The organism is Aureimonas altamirensis (assembly GCF_023702225.1).
Taxonomy (GTDB): Bacteria; Pseudomonadota; Alphaproteobacteria; order Rhizobiales; family Rhizobiaceae; genus Aureimonas; species Aureimonas altamirensis_B.
This window is the reverse complement of sequence record NZ_JAMQCO010000002.1, coordinates 207,362-226,022: the sequence shown is the minus strand read 5'-3', so window position 1 is coordinate 226,022 and position 18,661 is coordinate 207,362. Positions and strand designations below refer to the sequence as shown.

19 protein-coding genes and 1 riboswitch are annotated in these 18,661 nt (G+C 65.7%); of the genes, 9 read left to right on the top strand and 10 right to left on the bottom strand.

Annotated elements, in window-relative coordinates; genetic code table 11:
* Positions 1-5 precede the first annotated feature (5 nt).
* From NDN16_RS03780 to queF, 4 genes are all read left to right on the top strand, one after another.
* Complete coding sequence (locus NDN16_RS03780) at positions 6-1,598, top strand: gamma-glutamyltransferase family protein (protein ID WP_251112288.1); 1,593 nt, start codon at positions 6-8, stop codon at positions 1,596-1,598.
* Positions 1,599-1,669: 71 nt separating this feature from the next.
* The gene (locus tag NDN16_RS03775; protein WP_251112556.1) at positions 1,670-2,080 is read left to right on the top strand and encodes an MbcA/ParS/Xre antitoxin family protein; all 411 of its coding nucleotides are present in this window, start codon (positions 1,670-1,672) and stop codon (positions 2,078-2,080) included.
* Positions 2,077-2,769 carry an RES family NAD+ phosphorylase gene (locus NDN16_RS03770; protein ID WP_435301046.1) on the top strand — a complete coding sequence of 231 codons (693 nt, stop codon included), beginning with the start codon at positions 2,077-2,079 and terminating at the stop codon, positions 2,767-2,769. Before NDN16_RS03775 ends, NDN16_RS03770 begins: the two co-directional genes overlap by 4 nt.
* A 22-nt stretch (positions 2,770-2,791) precedes the next feature.
* Positions 2,792-3,253 (top strand): preQ(1) synthase, encoded by a 462-nt coding sequence (queF, locus tag NDN16_RS03765; protein ID WP_251112287.1) that lies wholly within the window; start codon positions 2,792-2,794, stop codon positions 3,251-3,253.
* Between the two features lie 7 nt (positions 3,254-3,260).
* On the opposite strand, the gene NDN16_RS03760 is transcribed toward queF, so the two are convergent.
* Both NDN16_RS03760 and fba read right to left on the bottom strand, forming a co-directional pair.
* The gene (locus NDN16_RS03760) at positions 3,261-4,013 is read right to left on the bottom strand and encodes a sulfite exporter TauE/SafE family protein (RefSeq protein ID WP_251112286.1); all 753 of its coding nucleotides are present in this window, start codon (positions 4,011-4,013) and stop codon (positions 3,261-3,263) included.
* A 3-nt stretch (positions 4,014-4,016) separates the two neighbouring features.
* Positions 4,017-5,054: a class II fructose-bisphosphate aldolase gene (gene fba / locus NDN16_RS03755; protein ID WP_251112285.1), complete on the bottom strand. Its 1,038-nt coding sequence runs from the start codon at positions 5,052-5,054 to the stop codon at positions 4,017-4,019.
* Positions 5,055-5,219: 165 nt separating this feature from the next.
* Between fba and NDN16_RS03750 the strand changes: the two genes are divergently transcribed.
* From NDN16_RS03750 to NDN16_RS03735, 4 genes are all read left to right on the top strand, one after another.
* On the top strand, positions 5,220-5,987 hold the full coding sequence (locus NDN16_RS03750; protein ID WP_251112284.1) for a DeoR/GlpR family DNA-binding transcription regulator: 768 nt from the start codon (positions 5,220-5,222) through the stop codon (positions 5,985-5,987).
* A 3-nt stretch (positions 5,988-5,990) separates the two neighbouring features.
* A complete protein-coding gene (locus tag NDN16_RS03745) occupies positions 5,991-6,755 on the top strand; it encodes a triose-phosphate isomerase (protein WP_251112283.1) in 765 nt (254 codons plus the stop codon).
* Positions 6,756-6,770: 15 nt separating this feature from the next.
* Positions 6,771-7,235, top strand: a complete 465-nt coding sequence (locus tag NDN16_RS03740) for a D-erythrulose-4-phosphate isomerase (protein ID WP_251112282.1) — start codon at positions 6,771-6,773, stop codon at positions 7,233-7,235.
* A 74-nt stretch (positions 7,236-7,309) separates the two neighbouring features.
* Positions 7,310-7,442, top strand: a riboswitch (FMN riboswitch).
* An 85-nt stretch (positions 7,443-7,527) separates the two neighbouring features.
* Positions 7,528-7,965: a 6,7-dimethyl-8-ribityllumazine synthase gene (locus tag NDN16_RS03735; RefSeq protein WP_251112281.1), complete on the top strand. Its 438-nt coding sequence runs from the start codon at positions 7,528-7,530 to the stop codon at positions 7,963-7,965.
* Here the strand turns inward: NDN16_RS03735 and NDN16_RS03730 are convergent.
* The 8 genes from NDN16_RS03730 to NDN16_RS03695 form a co-directional block, all read right to left on the bottom strand.
* A complete protein-coding gene (locus NDN16_RS03730; protein ID WP_251112280.1) occupies positions 7,962-9,650 on the bottom strand; it encodes a glycerol-3-phosphate dehydrogenase/oxidase in 1,689 nt (562 codons plus the stop codon). The two genes, NDN16_RS03735 and NDN16_RS03730, sit on opposite strands and share 4 nt — an antisense overlap.
* Positions 9,647-10,429 carry a DeoR/GlpR family DNA-binding transcription regulator gene (locus NDN16_RS03725; protein ID WP_251112279.1) on the bottom strand — a complete coding sequence of 261 codons (783 nt, stop codon included), beginning with the start codon at positions 10,427-10,429 and terminating at the stop codon, positions 9,647-9,649. Before NDN16_RS03725 ends, NDN16_RS03730 begins: the two co-directional genes overlap by 4 nt.
* Positions 10,426-11,952: an FGGY-family carbohydrate kinase gene (locus NDN16_RS03720; RefSeq protein ID WP_251112278.1), complete on the bottom strand. Its 1,527-nt coding sequence runs from the start codon at positions 11,950-11,952 to the stop codon at positions 10,426-10,428. The genes NDN16_RS03725 and NDN16_RS03720 overlap by 4 nt, the downstream gene beginning before the upstream one ends.
* A gap of 83 nt (positions 11,953-12,035) precedes the next feature.
* Positions 12,036-12,887 carry a DeoR/GlpR family DNA-binding transcription regulator gene (locus NDN16_RS03715; protein WP_251112277.1) on the bottom strand — a complete coding sequence of 284 codons (852 nt, stop codon included), beginning with the start codon at positions 12,885-12,887 and terminating at the stop codon, positions 12,036-12,038.
* Between the two features lie 50 nt (positions 12,888-12,937).
* Positions 12,938-13,852 carry a D-ribose ABC transporter substrate-binding protein gene (locus NDN16_RS03710; RefSeq protein ID WP_251112554.1) on the bottom strand — a complete coding sequence of 305 codons (915 nt, stop codon included), beginning with the start codon at positions 13,850-13,852 and terminating at the stop codon, positions 12,938-12,940.
* 109 nt (positions 13,853-13,961) lie between these two features.
* Positions 13,962-15,050: an ABC transporter permease gene (locus NDN16_RS03705; RefSeq protein ID WP_251112276.1), complete on the bottom strand. Its 1,089-nt coding sequence runs from the start codon at positions 15,048-15,050 to the stop codon at positions 13,962-13,964.
* Positions 15,051-15,076: 26 nt separating this feature from the next.
* Complete coding sequence (locus tag NDN16_RS03700; protein WP_251112275.1) at positions 15,077-16,612, bottom strand: sugar ABC transporter ATP-binding protein; 1,536 nt, start codon at positions 16,610-16,612, stop codon at positions 15,077-15,079.
* A complete protein-coding gene (locus NDN16_RS03695; RefSeq protein ID WP_251112274.1) occupies positions 16,609-17,259 on the bottom strand; it encodes a DUF2291 family protein in 651 nt (216 codons plus the stop codon). The genes NDN16_RS03700 and NDN16_RS03695 overlap by 4 nt, the downstream gene beginning before the upstream one ends.
* 431 nt (positions 17,260-17,690) lie before the next feature.
* Between NDN16_RS03695 and NDN16_RS03690 the strand changes: the two genes are divergently transcribed.
* Positions 17,691-18,656, top strand: coding sequence for a sugar-binding transcriptional regulator (locus NDN16_RS03690; RefSeq protein WP_251112273.1), 966 nt, complete (start codon positions 17,691-17,693; stop codon positions 18,654-18,656).
* Positions 18,657-18,661 lie beyond the last annotated feature (5 nt).

The window sequence follows — 18,661 nt, the reverse complement described above, 5'->3', positions numbered from 1 at the left end:
TGAAAATGCAGCTTGAAATCGGTAACCCGTATGCGTCGCGCCGCTCGCCCGTCATGGCGCGGCAGATGGTGTCCACCTCGCAACCCCTGGCCACCGCGGCCGGACTGGAAATGTTGCGGCGCGGCGGCAACGCCGTCGATGCGGCGCTGGCGGCGGCCATCACGCTGCCCGTCGTGGAGCCGACAGGCAACGGGCTGGGTTCCGACGCCTTCTGCATTCTGTGGGATGGAACGTCGCTGCATGGGTTGAATGCCTCTGGCCGCTCGCCGGCAAGCTGGACGCCCGAGCGCTTCGCCGGGCAGGACGCGATGCCGCGGCGCGGCTTCGACAGCGTGACGGTTCCCGGGGCCGTCTCAGCTTGGGTCGACCTTTCCTCACGCTTCGGACGGCTGCCCTTCGAGCAGCTGTTCGAGCCGGCCGTCCGCTATGCGCAAGAGGGCTATCCGGTATCGCCCATCATAGCCGAACAATGGCGCCGGGGCGCCGAAGAGCTGCAGGGACAGCCGGGCTTTGCGCAAACCTTCATGCCCGATGGCCGCGCGCCGCGCGCCGGCGAAATCTTCCGCAGCGCGGATATGGCGCGGACGCTCCGGATGATCGCCGAAAGCCGGGGAGAGGCTTTCTACAGGGGCGAGCTGGCCGAGCGCATCGAGGCATTTGCGAGGGAGCACGGAGCGGCCATCACCGCAGGTGACATGGCGGCCCACCGCAACGATTGGTGCGGCACGATCCAGCAAAGCTTCGGCAATGCGGTCCTGCACGAGATCCCGCCGAACGGGCAGGGTATTGCCGCCCTGATGACGCTGGGCATGCTGAAGGGCAGTGGCATAGAGGATATGGACCCCGATGGGCCGGAGGCGCTCCATCTGGAGATCGAGGCGATGAAGCTCGCCTTCATGGATATCCATGCCTTCGTTGCCGACCAGATGTCGATGGACGAGGTGATGGCTTCGCACCTTCTCGACCCGGCCTATCTAGCCTCCCGCGCCGCGCTCATCGACCGGACGCGCGCAAGCGAGTATCCGGTCGGCGCCCCGCGTGACGGCGGCACGGTCTGCCTTGCCGCCGCCGATGCGGACGGCATGATGGTGTCCTTCATCCAGTCCAATTATGCGGGCTTCGGTTCGGGCGTCGTCGTGCCGGGCACCGGTATCAGCCTGCAGAACCGCGCCTTCGGCTTCTCCACCAAGGCCGGTCATCCAAACCAGGTCGGGCCAGGCAAACGGCCCTTCCACACAATCATCCCGGGTTTCGTCATGGGGCCGGATGGACCTTCCATGGCCTTCGGCCTGATGGGCGGCCCCATCCAGGCCCAGGGCCATGTGCAGATGATGCTGCGGACTCATGTCTGGGGACAAGATCCGCAAATGGCGGCCGACGCGCCACGCTGGCGCGTCTTAGCCGGGCTGGACGTCGCGATAGAGGCGACCACGCGGGCGGCCACCGTGTCGAAGCTGGCCGATATGGGCCATCGCCTGACGGTGCAGCCCGATACGGCAGGGTTCGGTTTCGGTGGAGCGCAGCTTATCCGGAAAGTCGGGGATATCTATATTGCCGGTTCCGACCCGCGAAAGGATGGGATGGCAGCCGGGTACTAGAATCGAGATGACCTTGTCAAATGGCATCATTTGTGCATATGTTGCCAAATGACATTAAAGGTCTTTCGATGATGAGGCTGGTACCAGTCGATTTGGTGGGTTTGTCGCAGATGTCGCCGATCATCACAGACGATGAAGCGGCGGCAAGCTTTCGTGCGGCGGTCAGGCTCTTTTCCCGCTGGGGCCTGACCGATGAACAAGCCGCGCTTCTGCTGGATATGGGCTTGCGCAGCTACCGCCGCTGGAAGACGGAGGGCCCTGGCCGCCTTGGACGCGACGGCAAGGCGCGTCTTTCCAACCTGATGGGCATACACAAGGGGCTGCGGCTGATCTTCGGGGAGTCCCCCCGTGTGTACGAGTGGATCAAGGCGCCAAATGCCGCCTTTGGCGGCGCGTCCGCGCTGGACGTCATGCTGCAAGGGGAGTTGACGGATCTCATCCGCGTCCGACGCTACCTCGATGCGGAGCGCGGCGGCTGGTGAAAATCGCCCGGACGCGGTGGACGAAGGCCGTCCGGATCATCCGCAGCGTATTCCCGCCCATCGACCTGTTCGAGGATATCGCCGATCCTGCCGACTGGCCTGCGATCATGGCCGCCGAGCAGAAGACCAACCCGAGGCTTGCCGAGCGCCTCGGCGAAGTCGAGCGCGTGCCCCCCGGCAGGCGCGTCGGCGGCAAGGGCGCATCCTATCTGATGGCTCCGTTTACGCATGTATCCACCGACCGGCAGAGCCGCTTTTCCGATGGCAGCTTCGGCGTGCTCTACGTTGGCGGCACGTTCGAGGTCGCGCTGGCGGAGACCATCCATCACCACGAGCGCTTCATGGCGGCGACGGACGAGCCCGAAAGCTGGACCAACCAGTTCAGGGAGATCGTGCTCGATGTCGAAGCGGCGCTGCATGTCGTGGACCCGCAAGCCGATGCCCGCCTGCTGCACCCGGACGACTATACCGAAGGGCAGGCCGCCGCAGCCCGATTGCGCGCCGGCGGCTCTGATGGTCTGCGCTATCCAAGCGTCCGGCAGCCGGGCGGGGAATGCGTCGCGCTGTTTTATCCCGATTGCGCGTCGGCGCCCTTGCAAGGGCGCCATCTTGCCTATCACTGGAACGGACGATGCGTGGACCTCGTTCGCGATTACACCCATAACGGGGTCTTCCGCGTGGAGCGGTAGGCCACAGACAGCATGGAAGACGATGAGCGATATCTACAGCGACCTGACACAATTGGGGCAGTCGACCGCGCTGCCGGCGAGCCCGGAGGAGGCGGTGCTGGAGCGCGTCGCGAACCCGCAGGCCGGAATCCGCTACTGCGTACGCTTCACCGCGCCTGAGTTCACGTCTCTGTGCCCGATGACCGGCCAGCCGGATTTCGCCCATCTGGTGATCGATTACGTGCCTTCGCGATGGTTGGTGGAGAGCAAGTCGCTGAAGCTCTATCTCGGCGCATTCCGCAACCACGGCGCATTCCACGAGGATTGCACCATTTCCATCGCGCGTCGGCTGGTGGATATCCTGGAGCCCGAATGGTTGCGCATCGGCGGCTACTGGTACCCGCGCGGCGGCATCCCCATCGATGTCTTCTGGCAGACGGGCGCCATACCGGGCGAGGTCTGGATCCCCGATCAGGGCGTGCCGCCTTACCGGGGGCGCGGCTGAACGCGCATCATGCGAAGGCTCCATAGACGATCTGCAAGGCCAGCAGGGTCATGGTGATCTTGAAAGCCCGGCGAAAGATCGCCTCCGGAAGCTTGTCCAGCGCCGCGGTGCCGACCCAGGAGCCGATCGCGCCCATCGCGATCATGGCGGCCAGCAGCGGAGCCCATTGCGCATAGGAAAAGCCGATGAGGCCGAAGGCCAGTATCTTCAGCCCATGCTGCACCACCATGCAGGTTGCGTGCGTGGCTACGAGGGGCTGCTTGATCAGGCCGCGGGCGGCGAGAAGACCTGCGACGAGGGGGCCGGTCGCACCGACGATCATCGTGGCTATCGAGGTGATCGCGCCTCCGGCGACGAAGGTTGCGCGCCCCATGCGATCGGGCTTTGGACGCGCACCGTAGACGGACCACAGGATGAACAGGCCGAGAGCGAGCTTGGCGATCGTCTCGGGGATCGCCGCCGCGACCGGGGTGCCGATTGCGACGCCCACGACGCTGCCGAGGAAGAACCAGAGCACGAGAGGCCAGGCGATGAACCGGCGCTGGATGGCGACGCGACTGGCGTTCGAGCCGAGTTGCACGATGCCGTGAACGGCGAGCAGGCTCGACGAGGGCAGGCCGAGCCCGAGGATCGCCAGCATGGCGAGCCCGCCGCCGAGGCCCAGCGCGGCCGTCAGCGCCGATGTGAAGAAGCTGGCCAAAACGATGGCCAGCCCGAAAGCCGGGGAAACGTCCGGCGGCAGGATGGCCGTAAAGCCCATGCCTCAGGCGTAGTGGCGCGCCATCGCCGACAGGGCGCGGGGCCGGATCGCTTCGGCCTGGCCGGCGGTGCCGAATGCCTCGAAGCGCGCGACGCAGACATTGCGCATGCCCTCCATCGCCGGCTTCATGTATTTGCGCGGATCGAACTCGGCAGGGTCCTTCCACAGGGTGCTGCGTACGGCCGCCGTCACCGCAAGGCGCAGGTCGGTATCGATGTTGATCTTGCGCACGCCGTGGCGGATGCCGCGCTGAATCTCTTCCACGGGCACGCCCCAGGTCGGCTTCAGCGCACCGCCATGGGCATTGATGACCTCCTGCAGGTCGACCGGCACCGAAGACGAGCCGTGCATGACCAGATGCGTGTTGGGCAGGCGCTTGTGAATCTCTTCGATCACGCCCATGGCCAGAACGTCGCCGTCGGGCTGGCGGCTGAACTTGTAGGCGCCGTGGCTGGTGCCCATCGCGACGGCCAGCGCATCGACGCCGGTTTCCGCCACGAAGCGCTCTGCCTCTTCAGGATCGGTCAGGAGCTGGTCGTGCGACAGCGTGCCCGTTGCGCCGTGGCCGTCTTCCTGGTCGCCCATCCCGGTTTCCAGAGAGCCGAGGACCCCGAGCTCGCCTTCCACCGATACGCCGGAGGAATGGGCGATCTCGACCACCTTGCGGGTGATGTCCCGGTTGTAGGCGTAGTCGGCCGGCGTGGCGCCGTCTTCCTTCAGGGAGCCGTCCATCATGACGGAGGTGAAACCGTTCTGGATGGCCGTCACGCAGGTGGCGACATTGTTGCCGTGGTCGAGATGCATGCACACCGGGATATGCGGATACAGCTCGACGAGGCCGTCGATCAGCCGCGCCAGCACGATGTCGTTGGCATAGGCCCGCGCGCCCCGGCTGGCCTGGAGAATGACGGGAGAACCCGTTTCGTCCGCCGCGGCCATGATGGCCAGCCCTTGTTCCATGTTGCTGATGTTGAAGGCCGGCACGCCATAGGCGTTTTCGGCAGCGTGGTCGAGCAGCTGTCTGAGTGTGATGCGCGCCAAAAGATGGTCTCCTCGTCGATCGGCGGAATGGGCGATGCCGGCATGGCTTACCGGGATTAAGGGCCGGAGAAGGAGATAACAAGCAATTCCTCAAAATAACAAAATGGATGTTGAATTTGACACTATCGGTGTTATCTTCCGTAGCCATCGAGGAGTTGCCCGCCGGTGAGGCCCGAACAGCGTCGTCACGAGATTATCGAGCTTCTGATCCGCGAGGGGTCCGCCTCGCTGGAATCGATGGCACGCACCTTCGAAGTGTCCACCATGACCATCCATCGCGATCTGGACGATCTCGAATCCGCCGGCTTGCTGCGCAAGATCCGCGGCGGGGCCACGATAGAGGCCGGTGGCCAGTTCGAATCGGATTTTCGCTATCGGGCGCGCGTCGCCGCCGAGGAAAAGCAGGCGATCGCCAGGCGCGCCGCCGGTTTCATCGAGAAGCGCATGATCGTCATGGTGGACGATGGCTCCACGTCGCAGATGATCACGCCGCATCTGATCGAATGCCGCCCGCTGACCGTCATCACCAACAATCTGGCGGTCATCGTCGAACTGTCGGGCCAGGCAGGCATCGAGTTGATCGCCCTTGGCGGCAGCTTCTCCAAGAAGTTCAACGGCTTCTTCGGCGTGCTGACCGAGAAGTCCATCGCCGAACTGCGCGCCGACATCGCCTTCCTGTCGTCTTCCGCCATCGACGGGCGGACGGCCTTCCATCAGGACCAGGAGGTGCTCGAGGTCAAGCGCGGCATGATCGCCTCTTCGGCGGCCCGCTACCTGATGGTGGATCACCGCAAGTTCGGGCGTACGGCGTTGCACCGCCTTGCCGACCTCGATGTGTTCGACGGTGTGGTGACATCCGCCGCGCTGCCCCGGGAAAGGGCGGACGCCCTGGGGCAGGACGGCATCAAGCTCTATTTCGCGGAAGAAGGTTGAAGCATGGTCGACAAGCCGCACGTCTGGATCGGCACCAGCTGGAAGATGAACAAGACGCTCGCCGAGGCCCGCGCCTTTGCCGAGCGCCTTGCGGTCGAGGCGGGGGATTCGCGTATCCAGCGTTTCGTCATCCCACCGTTCACCGCCGTAAGGGAGGTCAAGTCGATCCTCTCGAATAGCAACGTGAAGGTGGGTGCGCAGAACATGCACTGGGCGGATGCCGGCGCCTGGACAGGCGAGATTTCGCCGCCGATGCTCAAGGATTGCGGGCTCGACATCGTCGAGCTCGGCCATTCGGAGCGCCGCGAGCATTTCGGCGAGACGGACGAGACCGTCGGGCTGAAGACGGAAGCCGCGCTTCGCCATGGCCTGACGCCGCTCATCTGCATCGGCGAGACGGAACGCGAGAAGGAAGCCGGCGAAGCCGACGCGGTGCTGCGACGGCAGGTGGAAGGCGCGCTCGGCCGGCTCGACGATGCTCAGAAGGCCATGCCCATCCTGTTCGCCTATGAGCCGGTCTGGGCCATCGGGGAAAACGGCAAGCCGGCCAGCGCCGACTATGCCGATGCCCGACAGGCCCGCATCATCGATTTGGCGCGCGCCATCACGGGCAGGTCGGTGCCGTGCCTGTACGGCGGCAGCGTCAATCCGGGCAATTGCGAGGAACTGATTGCCTGCCCACATGTCGACGGGCTTTTCATCGGGCGTTCGGCCTGGCATGTCGAGGGTTATCTCGACATCTTGGCAAAATGCGCCAAGGCATTATAAGGAAAGGAAAAAAACATGAAGATCGCAATCGCCGGAGACAGCGCGGGCGCACCCCTTGCCAAGGCCCTTGCCGACCATCTGAAGGGCAAGCCCGGCCTGGAGGTTTCCGAAGTCTCCACGCCGCCGGCCGGCACCGACGAATATTACGCCAATCTTTCGGAGCGCGTCGCCAGGGGCGTTCTCGACGGCACCTACGACCGGGCCATCCTGTGCTGCGGCACGGGCATCGGCGTCGCGTTGTCGGCCAACAAGGTGCCGGGCATCCGGGCGGCGCAGACGCATGATACCTATTCCGCCGAGCGGGCGGCATTGTCCAACAACGCGCAGATCATCACGATGGGCGCGCGTGTCATCGGCGCCGAACTCGCAAAATCCATTGCTGACGCGTATCTGGCCAGCGAGTTCGACCCGGCCGGCAAGTCGGCCGGCAATGTCGAGGCGATCAACGCGCTGGATTCCAAATACCATCCGGCCGGCTGAACGCGCCGTTCACGCATGGAAGACTTGCCCCGGCGGTTAAACCGGGGCAAGGAGACGTCGAAGTCATTCGACTTCAAGGTTCTCGGGGCGGGGTGAAACTCCCCACCGGCGGTACAGCCCGCGAGCGCCTGCCGGAGACGGCAGGGTCAGCAGAGTCCGGTGAGATTCCGGCGCCGACGGTTACAGTCCGGATGAGAGAGAACGGCTTGCAGCCCGCTCGAGCGTCATGTTCGCGCGGTTGCGTGCCTGTTTGCGGCCCGACTCCTGTTCAACACTCGTTCTGGACGCCGCAATGACAAAGAACCTCAGAATTGCCTTCATCAAGGCCCGCTGGCATGCCGAGATCGTGGACCGGGCCCATGCCGGGTTCGCCGAAGCGATGTCGCAGACCGGCCGACCGGATATCCTGGACAGTTTCGACGTGCCCGGCGCTTTCGAAATGCCGCTTCTTGCGCGCAAACTGGGAGAAAGCGGACGATATGACGCCATCGTCGCCGCCGCGCTGGTGGTGGATGGCGGCATCTACCGCCACGACTTCGTTGCGAGCGCCGTGGTGAACGGCCTCATGGACGCGCAGATGGCGACGGGCGTGCCGACCTTCTCGGTGTCGCTGACCCCGCATCACTTCCAGCCATCGGCCGAGCATGTGGCGTTCTTCGCCGAGCATTTCGTGAAGAAGGGAAAAGAGGCGGCGGCGGCGGTCCTCGCCATCGCGGATCTCGCTTTCTAGTCGGTCGCGGACAACTGCATATGGTTGTCCCGGCTGAGCCGCTCGGACAACTCGGCAAGCTCGCCAGCCCGTGCGTCGGCGCTCCAGCCGAGGGCTGCGGCGGCTATGTCGGCGATGGCTTCCAGATCCCGCATCGTCAGCGTGCCGCGGACGGCAAGCGTCGTGCGCCGCATGACGATGTCGGCCAGGTGCCGCACATGCTCGTGCCGTACGATATGGCCGATTTCGGCAAGGCTGTAATCGGTGCTGTCCGGCAGCCGCGTATCGCCGGCCTGCGCCTCGGCCGCCGCAAAGGCTGCCGCGGTGGTACCATAGCTCGACAGCAGCTCGCCGACGCGCGCCGGCGCAAGGCCGGTGTCAGCGGCGACGCCATCGATCCACTCCTGCCGCTTGCCATCCGACGCCGGAAAATCGCGCCCGCCGCCGATGGGCAGGGCCTGCGTCGAAACACGCCGCGTCCGTCCGAGCCGCCCAAGGAGCGTATCGGCGACTTCCTCGGCAAAGCCCCGGAAGGTCGTCCACTTGCCACCGACCAGCGACACGATGGGAAAGGTTCGTCCGCCGGCCGGCTCGTCCACCGGGGCCGAATGGTCGCGGCTGATAAGGCCGGGGTTGGTGGCGTCGGAAGCGGGCAGGGGCCGGATGCCGCTATAGGCGTAGACGATCTGCTCGCGCGAGAAGGACAGTTTCGGCAGCAGGGCCGAGAGGCTGGCGAGCAGGTAATCGATTTCCGCGTCGTCGCATCGAACGGTATCCGGATTGGCGGCGGGAATGTCGGTAGAGCCGACGAGCGCGCGGCCGAGATAGTCGTAGACCAGGCAGATGCGGCCGTCGTCGGCCTCGAAATAGATCATCCTGCCGTCCAGCATGCGGACCAGTTCAACGTGGTCCAACAGGATGTGAGAGCCTTTCGTGCCGCCGATCAGGCGGGATGGCGCCCCCAACGCCGCATTGACCGTATCGATCCAGGGCCCGGCGGCATTGACGACGATGCGGGGCCGGACGGCGTGCGCCGTGCCGTCGAAGGATGCGAGGTGCAGGATGCCGCCGTCGACGCCCGTCAGGGCCGTAGCGTTCAGCGCCCGGGACTGGGGCATTGCCGCCAGCCCATCCGCGACGAGCTCGTAGACGAGGCGTTCCGGACGGGCGATCCAGGCGTCGTAGTAGCGGCCTGCGGCGACGATACGAGGCGTCAGGGCCGGCATTTCCCGCAAGGCCCGGCGTTTGCCGAAAAGCGTGTGGCGCGGCATCACCCGGTGGCGGGCCCCATAAATGTCGTACATCGCCATGCCGATCTTGACGATCGCGGCGCCACGGCTGCGCGGCGCGGTGGTGGAGCCGAACAGGGTCCGCACGGCCGCCCATGCGCCCTTGGTCCACGAAAAGATGGGGATGATGGTCGGCAGCGGATGCACTGCATGCGGCGCGTTGCGAAGCAAGAGATTGCGCTCCATCGTGGACTGGCGCACGAGGCCGAACTCGCCCGTCTCGAGATATTTGATGCCGCCATGGATCAGGCGCGAGGGGGCGGCGCTGGTGCCCGACCCGTAGTCTCCCTTGTCGACGATAAGGCATCGGACGCCCTGCTCGCACAGGTCGCGGAACAGGCCCGCGCCGTTGATCCCGGCCCCCAGGATGACGACATCGAAATCCTCGGGCGCGCCGGTGGTGGGTGCTTGGCTCATGATCCGCTTTTCCTGGAAGAGGCAGTTTCGATTCGAATGCCGGCTTCGCGAAGTCCGGCAACGGTTTCCGCCGGCAGGCCGGCATCGACGATCACCGTGTCGAAGGCATCCAGCGGGGCAAATTCGTGCAGGGCCACGCGGCCGAACTTTGACCCGTCCACCAGCAGGATGCGCAGCCTTGCCGAGGCCAGCATCGCCTGCTTGATGCGCACTATCTGGGAATCCTGGATGAAGGCGGTGGCGCCGTCGACCGCCGAGGCCGAACAGATCGCCACATCCGACCGCAGCCGCCCGAGCGCGCTTTCGCACAGGTGCCCGATATAGGCGTCGTAGGTACGGTGGTATTGCCCGCCGGGGCACAAAAGATCCACGCCGTCGATCCCGCGCAGGATGTCGGCGGAGGCGAGGCTGTTGGTGACGACGCTGATCGGCGTCCTGGCGGCCAAGAGGGGCGCCAGCGCCGTCACCGTTGTCGAATCGTCCAGCATGACGACCTGCCCCGGCTCGATGTGTCGCAGGGCTGCCTGCGCCAGCTGCGCCTTCTCGTGCACGGCCATTCCGCTGCGATAGCGGAACAGGCTTTCGTAAATGCCGGACGGCTGCGCGCTGACCGCGCCGTGCAGCTTGTGGAGGATGCCGCGCTGCGCCAGCTGGTCCACATGCCGGTGGATCGTCATGCGGGAGACGCCGAAGCGCTCGACCAGCTCTTCGACGCGCACATGTCCGCGTTCGGCGACGAAGGCGGCGATCTCGTCGCGCCGGTCCGGCCCGCGCGTCATCGCAAGCTGCCTTCGCTCAACGATTCCAGTTGCGGCCACAGGGGCGTCATCGCGTCGGCAAGACTGCGATACACCTCGTAGCGCCCGGACAGTGCGGCGTGGCGCGCCGCGTCGGGCCGATAGGTCGGCCCGTCCACGGCCGCGCCGCGTGGGTCGGCCATGGGGCTGTCGTAAAGGCCGATCGCCGCACCGGCACAGAGCGCGGCGCCGAACGCGGCAGTTTCCTCCGTGGTGGACAGCGTTACCGGCCGGCCGATGACATCGGCGAAGAGCTGGGCGAATGAGGGGTTGCGGGAAATGCCGCCCGTCAGCCGCGCCGCATCGAAGCGGAAGCCGTCCGCCAGCGCGTCGATATGATAACGGTGATTGAAGGCGATCCCTTCCAGCACCGCGCGCAGCATGTCGCTCCGCTTGTGCCAGCCATGCAGGCCGAAAAAGCCGGCGCTGGCAGGCCCGGCCTGCGGCGAGCCGAACAGATACGGATGGAAGAGGACGCCCGAAGGTCGCGCCAGCGCATCGTCGAGCTCTGCCGCGGCGAGGCCGTGGATGGGCTGGCCGCCGGCATCCGACGCGTGCCGCTCCGCCGCGAAAAGCGTATCGAGGAACCAGTCGTAATTGGCCGCCGATGCGGGCGAGATCGACATGGCGTTCCACTGGCCGGGCGCTATGGCGTTGCGGCAGAACCAGCGCGCGTCCACCCTGGGCGCATCGGTGACGACTTCGTTGATGGAATAGGTGCCGGCCACGATGTCGACCACGCCGTGCCTGTGCCCGCCCGCTCCGAGTGCCGAGGCGGTCACGTCATGAAGGCCGCAGGCGACGGGAGTGCCCTCGACAAGCCCCGTGGCCGCCGCCGCCCGCGCGGTGACGTGGCCGACGACCTCGGCCGAACCGGCCATCGGCGCCAGGGCATTATAGATTCCGGACAGGCCGAACAGCTCCGCCGCTTGCCACGAATAGGCCTGCGTCCTCACGTCGGTGAAGGATGTGCTGGCTTCTGTGCGGTCCGTGCCGATCGTGTCGGTCAGGCAGAAGCGGAGCCAGTCCTTGCATCCAAGGACATGCCCGATGCGCGCATACCGCGTGGGCTCGTTGTCGCGGATCCATGCCAGAAGGGCGGACGGGGCGGATAGGTGCGGCGCCTGGCCGGTCAGTTCCAGCGCGGCGTCGAAAAGGCCGTCGCCCGACCAACGCTCGACGATGTCCAGCGCACGGCTGTCGAGCGACAGGATGCCGGGACCGAGCGGCTGGCGTTCCCGGTCCAGGAGATACAGTCCGTCGCCATGCGCCGTTGCGGCGATGGCCACGATATCGCCGGCCGGGCGGCCGGACGACGCCAGGGCATCGCGGATCGCCTCCGCAGTCGCGCGCCAGAGGCCGGCCATGTCGCGTTCGACGCGGCGGGGATGCGGGATGTCCTGGGGCACCCGACGCCGGGCTACCGCAAGCTGCCGCCCATCCGCGTCGAAGATGACGGCCTTCGTGACGGTGAGCCCGTTATCGATACCCAGGATAGACGCCACGACCGCAAACCTCCCACGCGATTGAATGCGAAGGTGTTACATCAGCCAGAATGTAACAGCAATATTTGTTACGAAGCGATGGCCTAGCGGTTACGGACGGGCGCGACCACCACGTGGATCCCCTTGTCGCGCAGACGTGCGACGTGCTCTTCGGGCGTATGGTCGTCGACGATCACCGTGTCGAACTCGGAAAGGGCGGCAAAGCCGTGCAGGGCGCGCCTTTCGAATTTCGTATGGTCTATCAGCAGGATGCGCCGGGCCGATGCGTTGAACATGGCGCGCTTGGTCTCGATCATGTCCGGCGACTGGTGGAAGACGATGTCGTCGGTCACCGCCGCCATGGAAATGAAAAGCGTGTCCGCGCGAAGGCGCGAGATCTCGCTGGTCGTCATGCGTCCCATGAACGCGTTGCACCAGTTGAAATACTGTCCGCCGAGGCCCAGCAACGTTAGGTCGCGAACGGCCTTCAACTCGTTCATCAGCGTCAGGGAATTGGTGATGCAGGTCAGCGGCGCCTTCATCGGCAGGTGCCGCGCCATCTGCTGCACCGTGGTCGAGTCATCGAAGAAAAGGGCTTGTCCCGGCTCCACGAACTGCATGGCGGCTTCGGCGATGGCCTCCTTTTCGGCGGCCTGCCGGTTGGCGCGATAGACGTCGCTGGATTCGATCAGGCTGGTCGGCGCGGCCGAAACGACGCCGCGCGCCTTGCGCAGCAGCCCGCGGCTGACGAGTTCGTCGAGGTCGCGGTGGGCGGTCATCAGGCTGACGCCGAAGCGTGCGGTCAGATCCTCGATCCGCATGGACCCTTCGGCCATGACGGTCTGTGCGATGGACTGGCGTCGGGCAAGCTGGCGGGCCTGCCGCGAGTCGCTCGCGGAATCGTCCGCGGCAAGTGTCGCCGCCAGATCGTCATCGCCCGATTTTCCTGCCGCCATGCGTCGCCCTCCAATGGAAAGGGGCGGCCTGGCCGCCCCCTTCTTCGGAATTACTGCTCGAGCACGAAGGGCGAGGTGTACTTGTCGACATTGTCCTTGGTAATGAGGACGCAGTCGAAAAGCTGCTTCTCGGCGGAAGCGCCGGTCTCGCCGTTCTTGATGAAGTTGTCGGCCTGGCGCACCGCTTCCTCGGCAAACACGGCAACCGGCTGCAGCACGGTGTAGGCCAGTTCCCCGGCCTTGATGGCGGCCACCGCATCGGGCGATCCGTCGAAGCCGCCGACCGTGACGTCGCCGAGCTTGCCGGCCTGCTTGAGGGCCGCGATGGCGCCGAGCGCCATCTCGTCGTTGCCGCTGATGACGCCGTTGATGTCGGGGTTGGCCTGCAGCAGGCTCTGCATGCGGTTGAAGCCCTGGGTGCGATCCCAGTTGGCGACTTCTTGCCCGACCTTCTCCAGGTCCGGATACTGGCTGAGAACGGTGGTGTAGCCGTTGGAGCGGGTCGCCGCGTTGTTGTCGGACGGAGCGCCCAGGAGTTCCACATAGGTGGCCTGGTCGCCGAGGATCTCTACCCACTGCTGCGCACCCAACGCAGCACCCTGAGCGTTGTTGGAGACGAGCTGCGACTTGGCGAGGCCCTCCTGGTTGATCTCGGCATTGACGAGGAAGACCGGAATGCCCGCGTTGACGGCCTTGCGCACCGCGCCCACCGATCCGTCGGCATTGGCGGGATCGAGGATGATGGCGACCGACTGGTTGGTGATCGCGGTGTCGATCAGGTTGCTTTCGGTGTTGGTGTCGCCGCGATGGGCCGCGACGGTGGCGTCGTAGCCGAGTTCCTTGGCCGTCTTGGAGGCGACTTCGCCTTCGGTGAACCAATAGGGGTTCGACGGATCGTTGACGATGATCGTCATCAGGCCTTCGGCCGACGCCGTGGCGGCGAAGGACGGCGCGATGGAGACCATGCCTGCCAGCAGCAGGGCCTTGATTGTCTTGCGCATGTTCACTTTTTCTCCCGTGCTTTGCACTCAAGTGGAGCCGGTCGCCCGGCAATCTTCCGCCGTAGACCGGCCCTCAGGCCTTGGAACCCTGCTGCGGAGAAGGGGTGGAGGCTGCCGACGCGGTGCGCTTTGGCCGGCGGCCGTACTGGATGCTGTTCAGAAGGACGGCGAGCACGATGACCGCGCCGGTAAAGACCGTCTGCCAGTAGGACGAGACGCCGATGATGACGAGGCCGTCGCCCAGGAAGCCGATGACGAAGGCGCCCAGCAGTGTGCCGCGGATGGTGCCGCGACCGCCCGTCAACGCCGCGCCTCCCACAACGACGGCGGCGATGGCCGTCAGCTCGTAGGTGGTGCCGGCCGTGGGGCCGGCCGAGGTTAGCTGCGAAGACAGGACGAGGCCGGCGATGGCGGCGCACATTCCGGACAGGATATACACCATCAGCGTGGTGAAGCGCACCGGAACGCCCGAAAGCTCGGCTGCGCGCGCATTTCCGCCGGTGGAGTAGATCCAGCGCCCGAAGGCCGTGCGGTTGAGCATGATGCTGGCGATGATGGCGACAACCACGAGTATGATTACGCCGATGGGCACGCTGAACAGGCGGTTGAAGCCCAGCCAGTCGAAGCCGGTGTTGCCGAGGTCGGCCTGGCCGGCGAGGTTGTTGTATGTCAGGCCGTTGGTCATCAGTAGCGCGACGCCGCGCGCCACGTAGAGAACGCCGAGCGTCGCCACGAAGGCCGGTACCTTGAAGAAGGCGATGAGCACGCCGTTGATGGCGCCCACGAAGGCGCCCAGCATCAGGGTCAGCACCACCACGGCCCAGACGGGGGGATAGGCGACGATGCCGAAGGCTTCCAGCGTCACGCCCTGCATCAGGAAGCCGGCGACGACGCCGGCGAGGCCAAGCGTGGAGCCGACCGACAGGTCGATGCCGCCGGTCAGGATCACGAGCAGCATGCCGATCGCCAGAAGCCCGAAGATCGCCACATGGGACGACATGACGAGGAAGTTGTTGAGCGTGAAATAGACCGGCGACAGCACCGAGAAGACGATGATGATGGCAATGAGCGCAAAGAAGGCGCGCCCTTCCAGCAGCAGCCTGGCAAGGTCGAAGCCGCCGGACCGGGAGGCCTGCTTCGAGGGTGAACTGATGTCGGACATGTTCGCGGCTCCGCTCTTGTCTCTGGTCATGCGACGACGGCCTCGCCCGACGCGGCCATGATCTGTTCCTTGCTCACGTCGGAGCCGAACTCGGCCGCGATGCGGCCCCGGCTCATGACGATGATGCGATGGGCAATGGAAAGGCACTCTCCGACTTCGGAGGTGGAGTAGACGACGGCAAGTCCGTCCGTGGCGCGGCCTGCCAGAAGCTTGAACACTTCGGCCTTGGCGCCGATGTCGATGCCTCGGCTCGGCTCGTCCAGAAGGACGACGCGCGGCCCGGTCGCCAGCATCTTGCCGATGACGACCTTCTGCTGGTTGCCGCCCGACAGCGAGCCGATCGGCGCCTCCGGGCCACCCGTCTTGATGTGGACGCGGCCGATGGAATCCTCCACCAGGCTGCGCTCCTTGCGGCCCGAGGTGAACAATCCGCGCGTAAAGGCCCTGATGCTGGCGAGCGACAGATTTTCGCCGACGCTCATCGTCTGCACCAGGCCGTCGCGCTGCCGATCCTCGGGGATCAGCACCAGCCCGCGCTGGATGCGCTCGGAGATGGACAGGCGCGACACGTCCTGCCCCTCCAGCACGACCTGCCCGCCCGTCAGGGGTACACGCCCGGCGACGGCTTCCAGAAGCTCGGTGCGCCCCGCGCCCATCAGGCCGTAGATGCAGACGATCTCGCCCGCGCGCACGTCCAGGCTCAGGCGGTCGACGACATCGACGCCGCTGGAGGATTCCGTCACGCTGACGTCGCGGATCGACAGGGCCACCGGCCCGAAATCGTAACCGGAGGGCGGCGAACCGAGGTCGAAATTCTCGCCCACCATGTTTCGGACGATCCATTCCAGGTCGATCTCGCGGCGCTCCGCCTTGGCCGTCATGCTGCCGTCGCGCAGGACGACGGCGTGGTCGGTGATCTGCAACGCCTCTTCCAGGTGATGCGAGATATAGACGATGGCGACGCCGCGTGCCTTCAGGTCGCGGATGACCTTGAACAGCACCTCCACCTCGGACGCGCTGAGAGCCGAGGTCGGCTCGTCCATGATGAGAATGCGCGCATTTATGGACAGCGCCCGGGCGATCTCGACGATCTGCTGCTGGCCAAGCCGCAATTCCTCGACCGGGGTGAGGGGGTCGATGTCCTCTTCCAGCTCTTCCATCAAGGCGCGGGCCTGCCGCTCTTCCTCCGCGAAGTCGACGCCCATCGGCCCGCGGATCTCGCGCCCCATGAAGATGTTGTCCCGCACGCTGAGGTTGGGCGCCAGGCTGAGCTCCTGGTGGATGATGGAGATGCCGCGATCACGCGCGTCCACCGAAGAGGCGAAGGCGACGGACTGTCCGTCGAGAATGACTTCGCCCGAGGTCGGCGGCGTCACCCCCGACAGGATGCGCATGAGTGTGGACTTGCCGGCGCCGTTTTCGCCGAACAGCGTGGTCACCTCGCCGCGCCGCACATCGAAGTTGACCCCCTTCAATGCGTGGATGTTGCCATAGGACTTGGCGACGTTTCGTGCGGAAAGGACGGTCTCGCCGATGCCGCCGGCCTGCCGGGGAGCGCTCATTCCACCGACATCCGTACCGGCGTGACGAGCCAGCTCTTGGGGTTGATGAGGCGGAAGGCACCGGTGACGGTGATCGTCTTGCCGGTCAGGGCGGCGGTGTCGACGCCGGCCAGCACCTGCCGCTTCATTTCCTCGTTCAGGGCCGCTCCGGCGTTCTGGTACTCGATCTGGTTGGTGAACTGGCCGAACTCGATCGTGCCGGGCGCATCCCGCAACTCGGTCCCGTTGATGGCCGGGCCGGTCTGGACGCGGATGACGAGATCGTCGGGTGCACCCTCCACCGCGACAGGGTATATGCCGGAACGCGGCTCGCCGGCGACGCCGGTGAAGGTGACCGACATGACCGGTGCGATACCCGATGGCGTGCCGTGCCGGGCGACGGCCTCGTCCTTGTCGGCGGCGATGGCGGCGGCCAGCGCGGGTGCATCCGCCGCCTTGCCCTCGATGGCCGACTGGACGTTCGGAAACTCTTCGGCGCCAAACGTCTCGGGCGAGAAGCCCTGGGCGCGTGCACCCGCTGCAGAATCGACGCTGACATAGGTCGTGTCGAGCGCGATGGCCGCGAGAAGCGCCACCGCTGCGGCGGCCAGAACCATCTGGCTGGGGCGAATGCGCGGGCGGCGCGCGGCGACGGCCTCGGTACTCATGGGCGGATCAACCTCCGGTTCGGCTGAAGTGTCTGGAAGAATCGGGCGGCTCCGCGCTGACGCGCAGGATCGCGGCGTCGCGGCGATGCGACTGCCGGCAGGGCGGCCTTGGCGGCTGAACCTGACATGAGCGTTCCTCCCGATGACGCGTTCCGTGCCGTGTTCCTCCCGGCCGGGGCGTCGCATTGCAAGGCATGGTCCCGCAGGGGACATGATATGTCTGTGTTAAGTTTCAGGTCGATAATGTTATATACCACTTCACTCTGTCAATCCTGCCGATGGTCGCAGACGCCGAAACCCCCGAATTTCTGCGGTGCAGCATAGCGCGCGGCCATCTTTGCCACGGCGGCGGACGAATTGACTTGTGATATGGAAGATGAAAGAACTTTCGCCAACATAAAATAATTTCACCCATCAAGGTGTGGAGGATCATGTCCCGGATATCGCGTCGACCGGCAGACGACAGCCTCGCCATACGCGCGGCATGGCTACATTTCGGGGCGGGCCTGACGCAGGCCGAAGTCGCCGAGCGTCTCGGTGTTTCGGGCGTCAAGGCGCATCGCCTCGTGGCGCGCGCCAGCCAGACCGGCGCGGTCAAGGTGATGATCGAGGGTGATGTCACCGAGTGCCTTCAACTCGAAGACAGGCTGACGGCGCGTTTCGGCCTGAAGCGCTGCGAAGTGGTGCCCGATCTCTACGAGAGCGGGTTGCCGCTGCGGGCCCTGGGCATGGCCGGCGCCGCTTATCTGCGGCGGGAGATCGAGTCCATGCAGGGCGGCGGCGTGATCGGGCTCGGCCACGGACGCACGCTGGCCGCCGCCGTTTCGTCCATGCCGAAAGTGGATGGCGGGCAGGTGCGTTTCGTCTCGCTGCTCGGCGGACTGACCCGCAACTTCCTGGCCAACCCGCATGACGTGATGCACCGGCTGGCCGAGAATACCGGTGCGGCCGCCTACGTTCTGCCGGTTCCGTTCTTCGCCAATTCCGTCGCGGATCGCGATGTGCTGCTGGCGCAGCGCGGCGTCAACGACGTCTTCCAGATGGCGCTGAACGCGGACCTGATGTTCGTCGGCATCGGCATCGCGCAGCCGGAGGCTCAGCTCGTCGCCTCGCGCATGATCGATATCGAGGAAATCCGCGAGGTGCAGGCTGGGGGTGGCGTCGGGGAGATGCTGGGCCATTTCTTCGACAGGGATGGCTTGCCCATCGAGACGTCTTTGTCGGCCCGCACCGTCTCGCCCGGGATCGACCTGCTCAGGGACAGGCGGATCGTGGCGCTGGCAGGCGGCGAGAGCAAGGTTCGCGGCATACGGTCGGTGCTGCGGAGCGGGCTTCTGGCCGGGCTCATAACCGACGAGAAGACGGCATCTGCCCTGCTTGTAGCGGATTCGTTCTGAGGCCG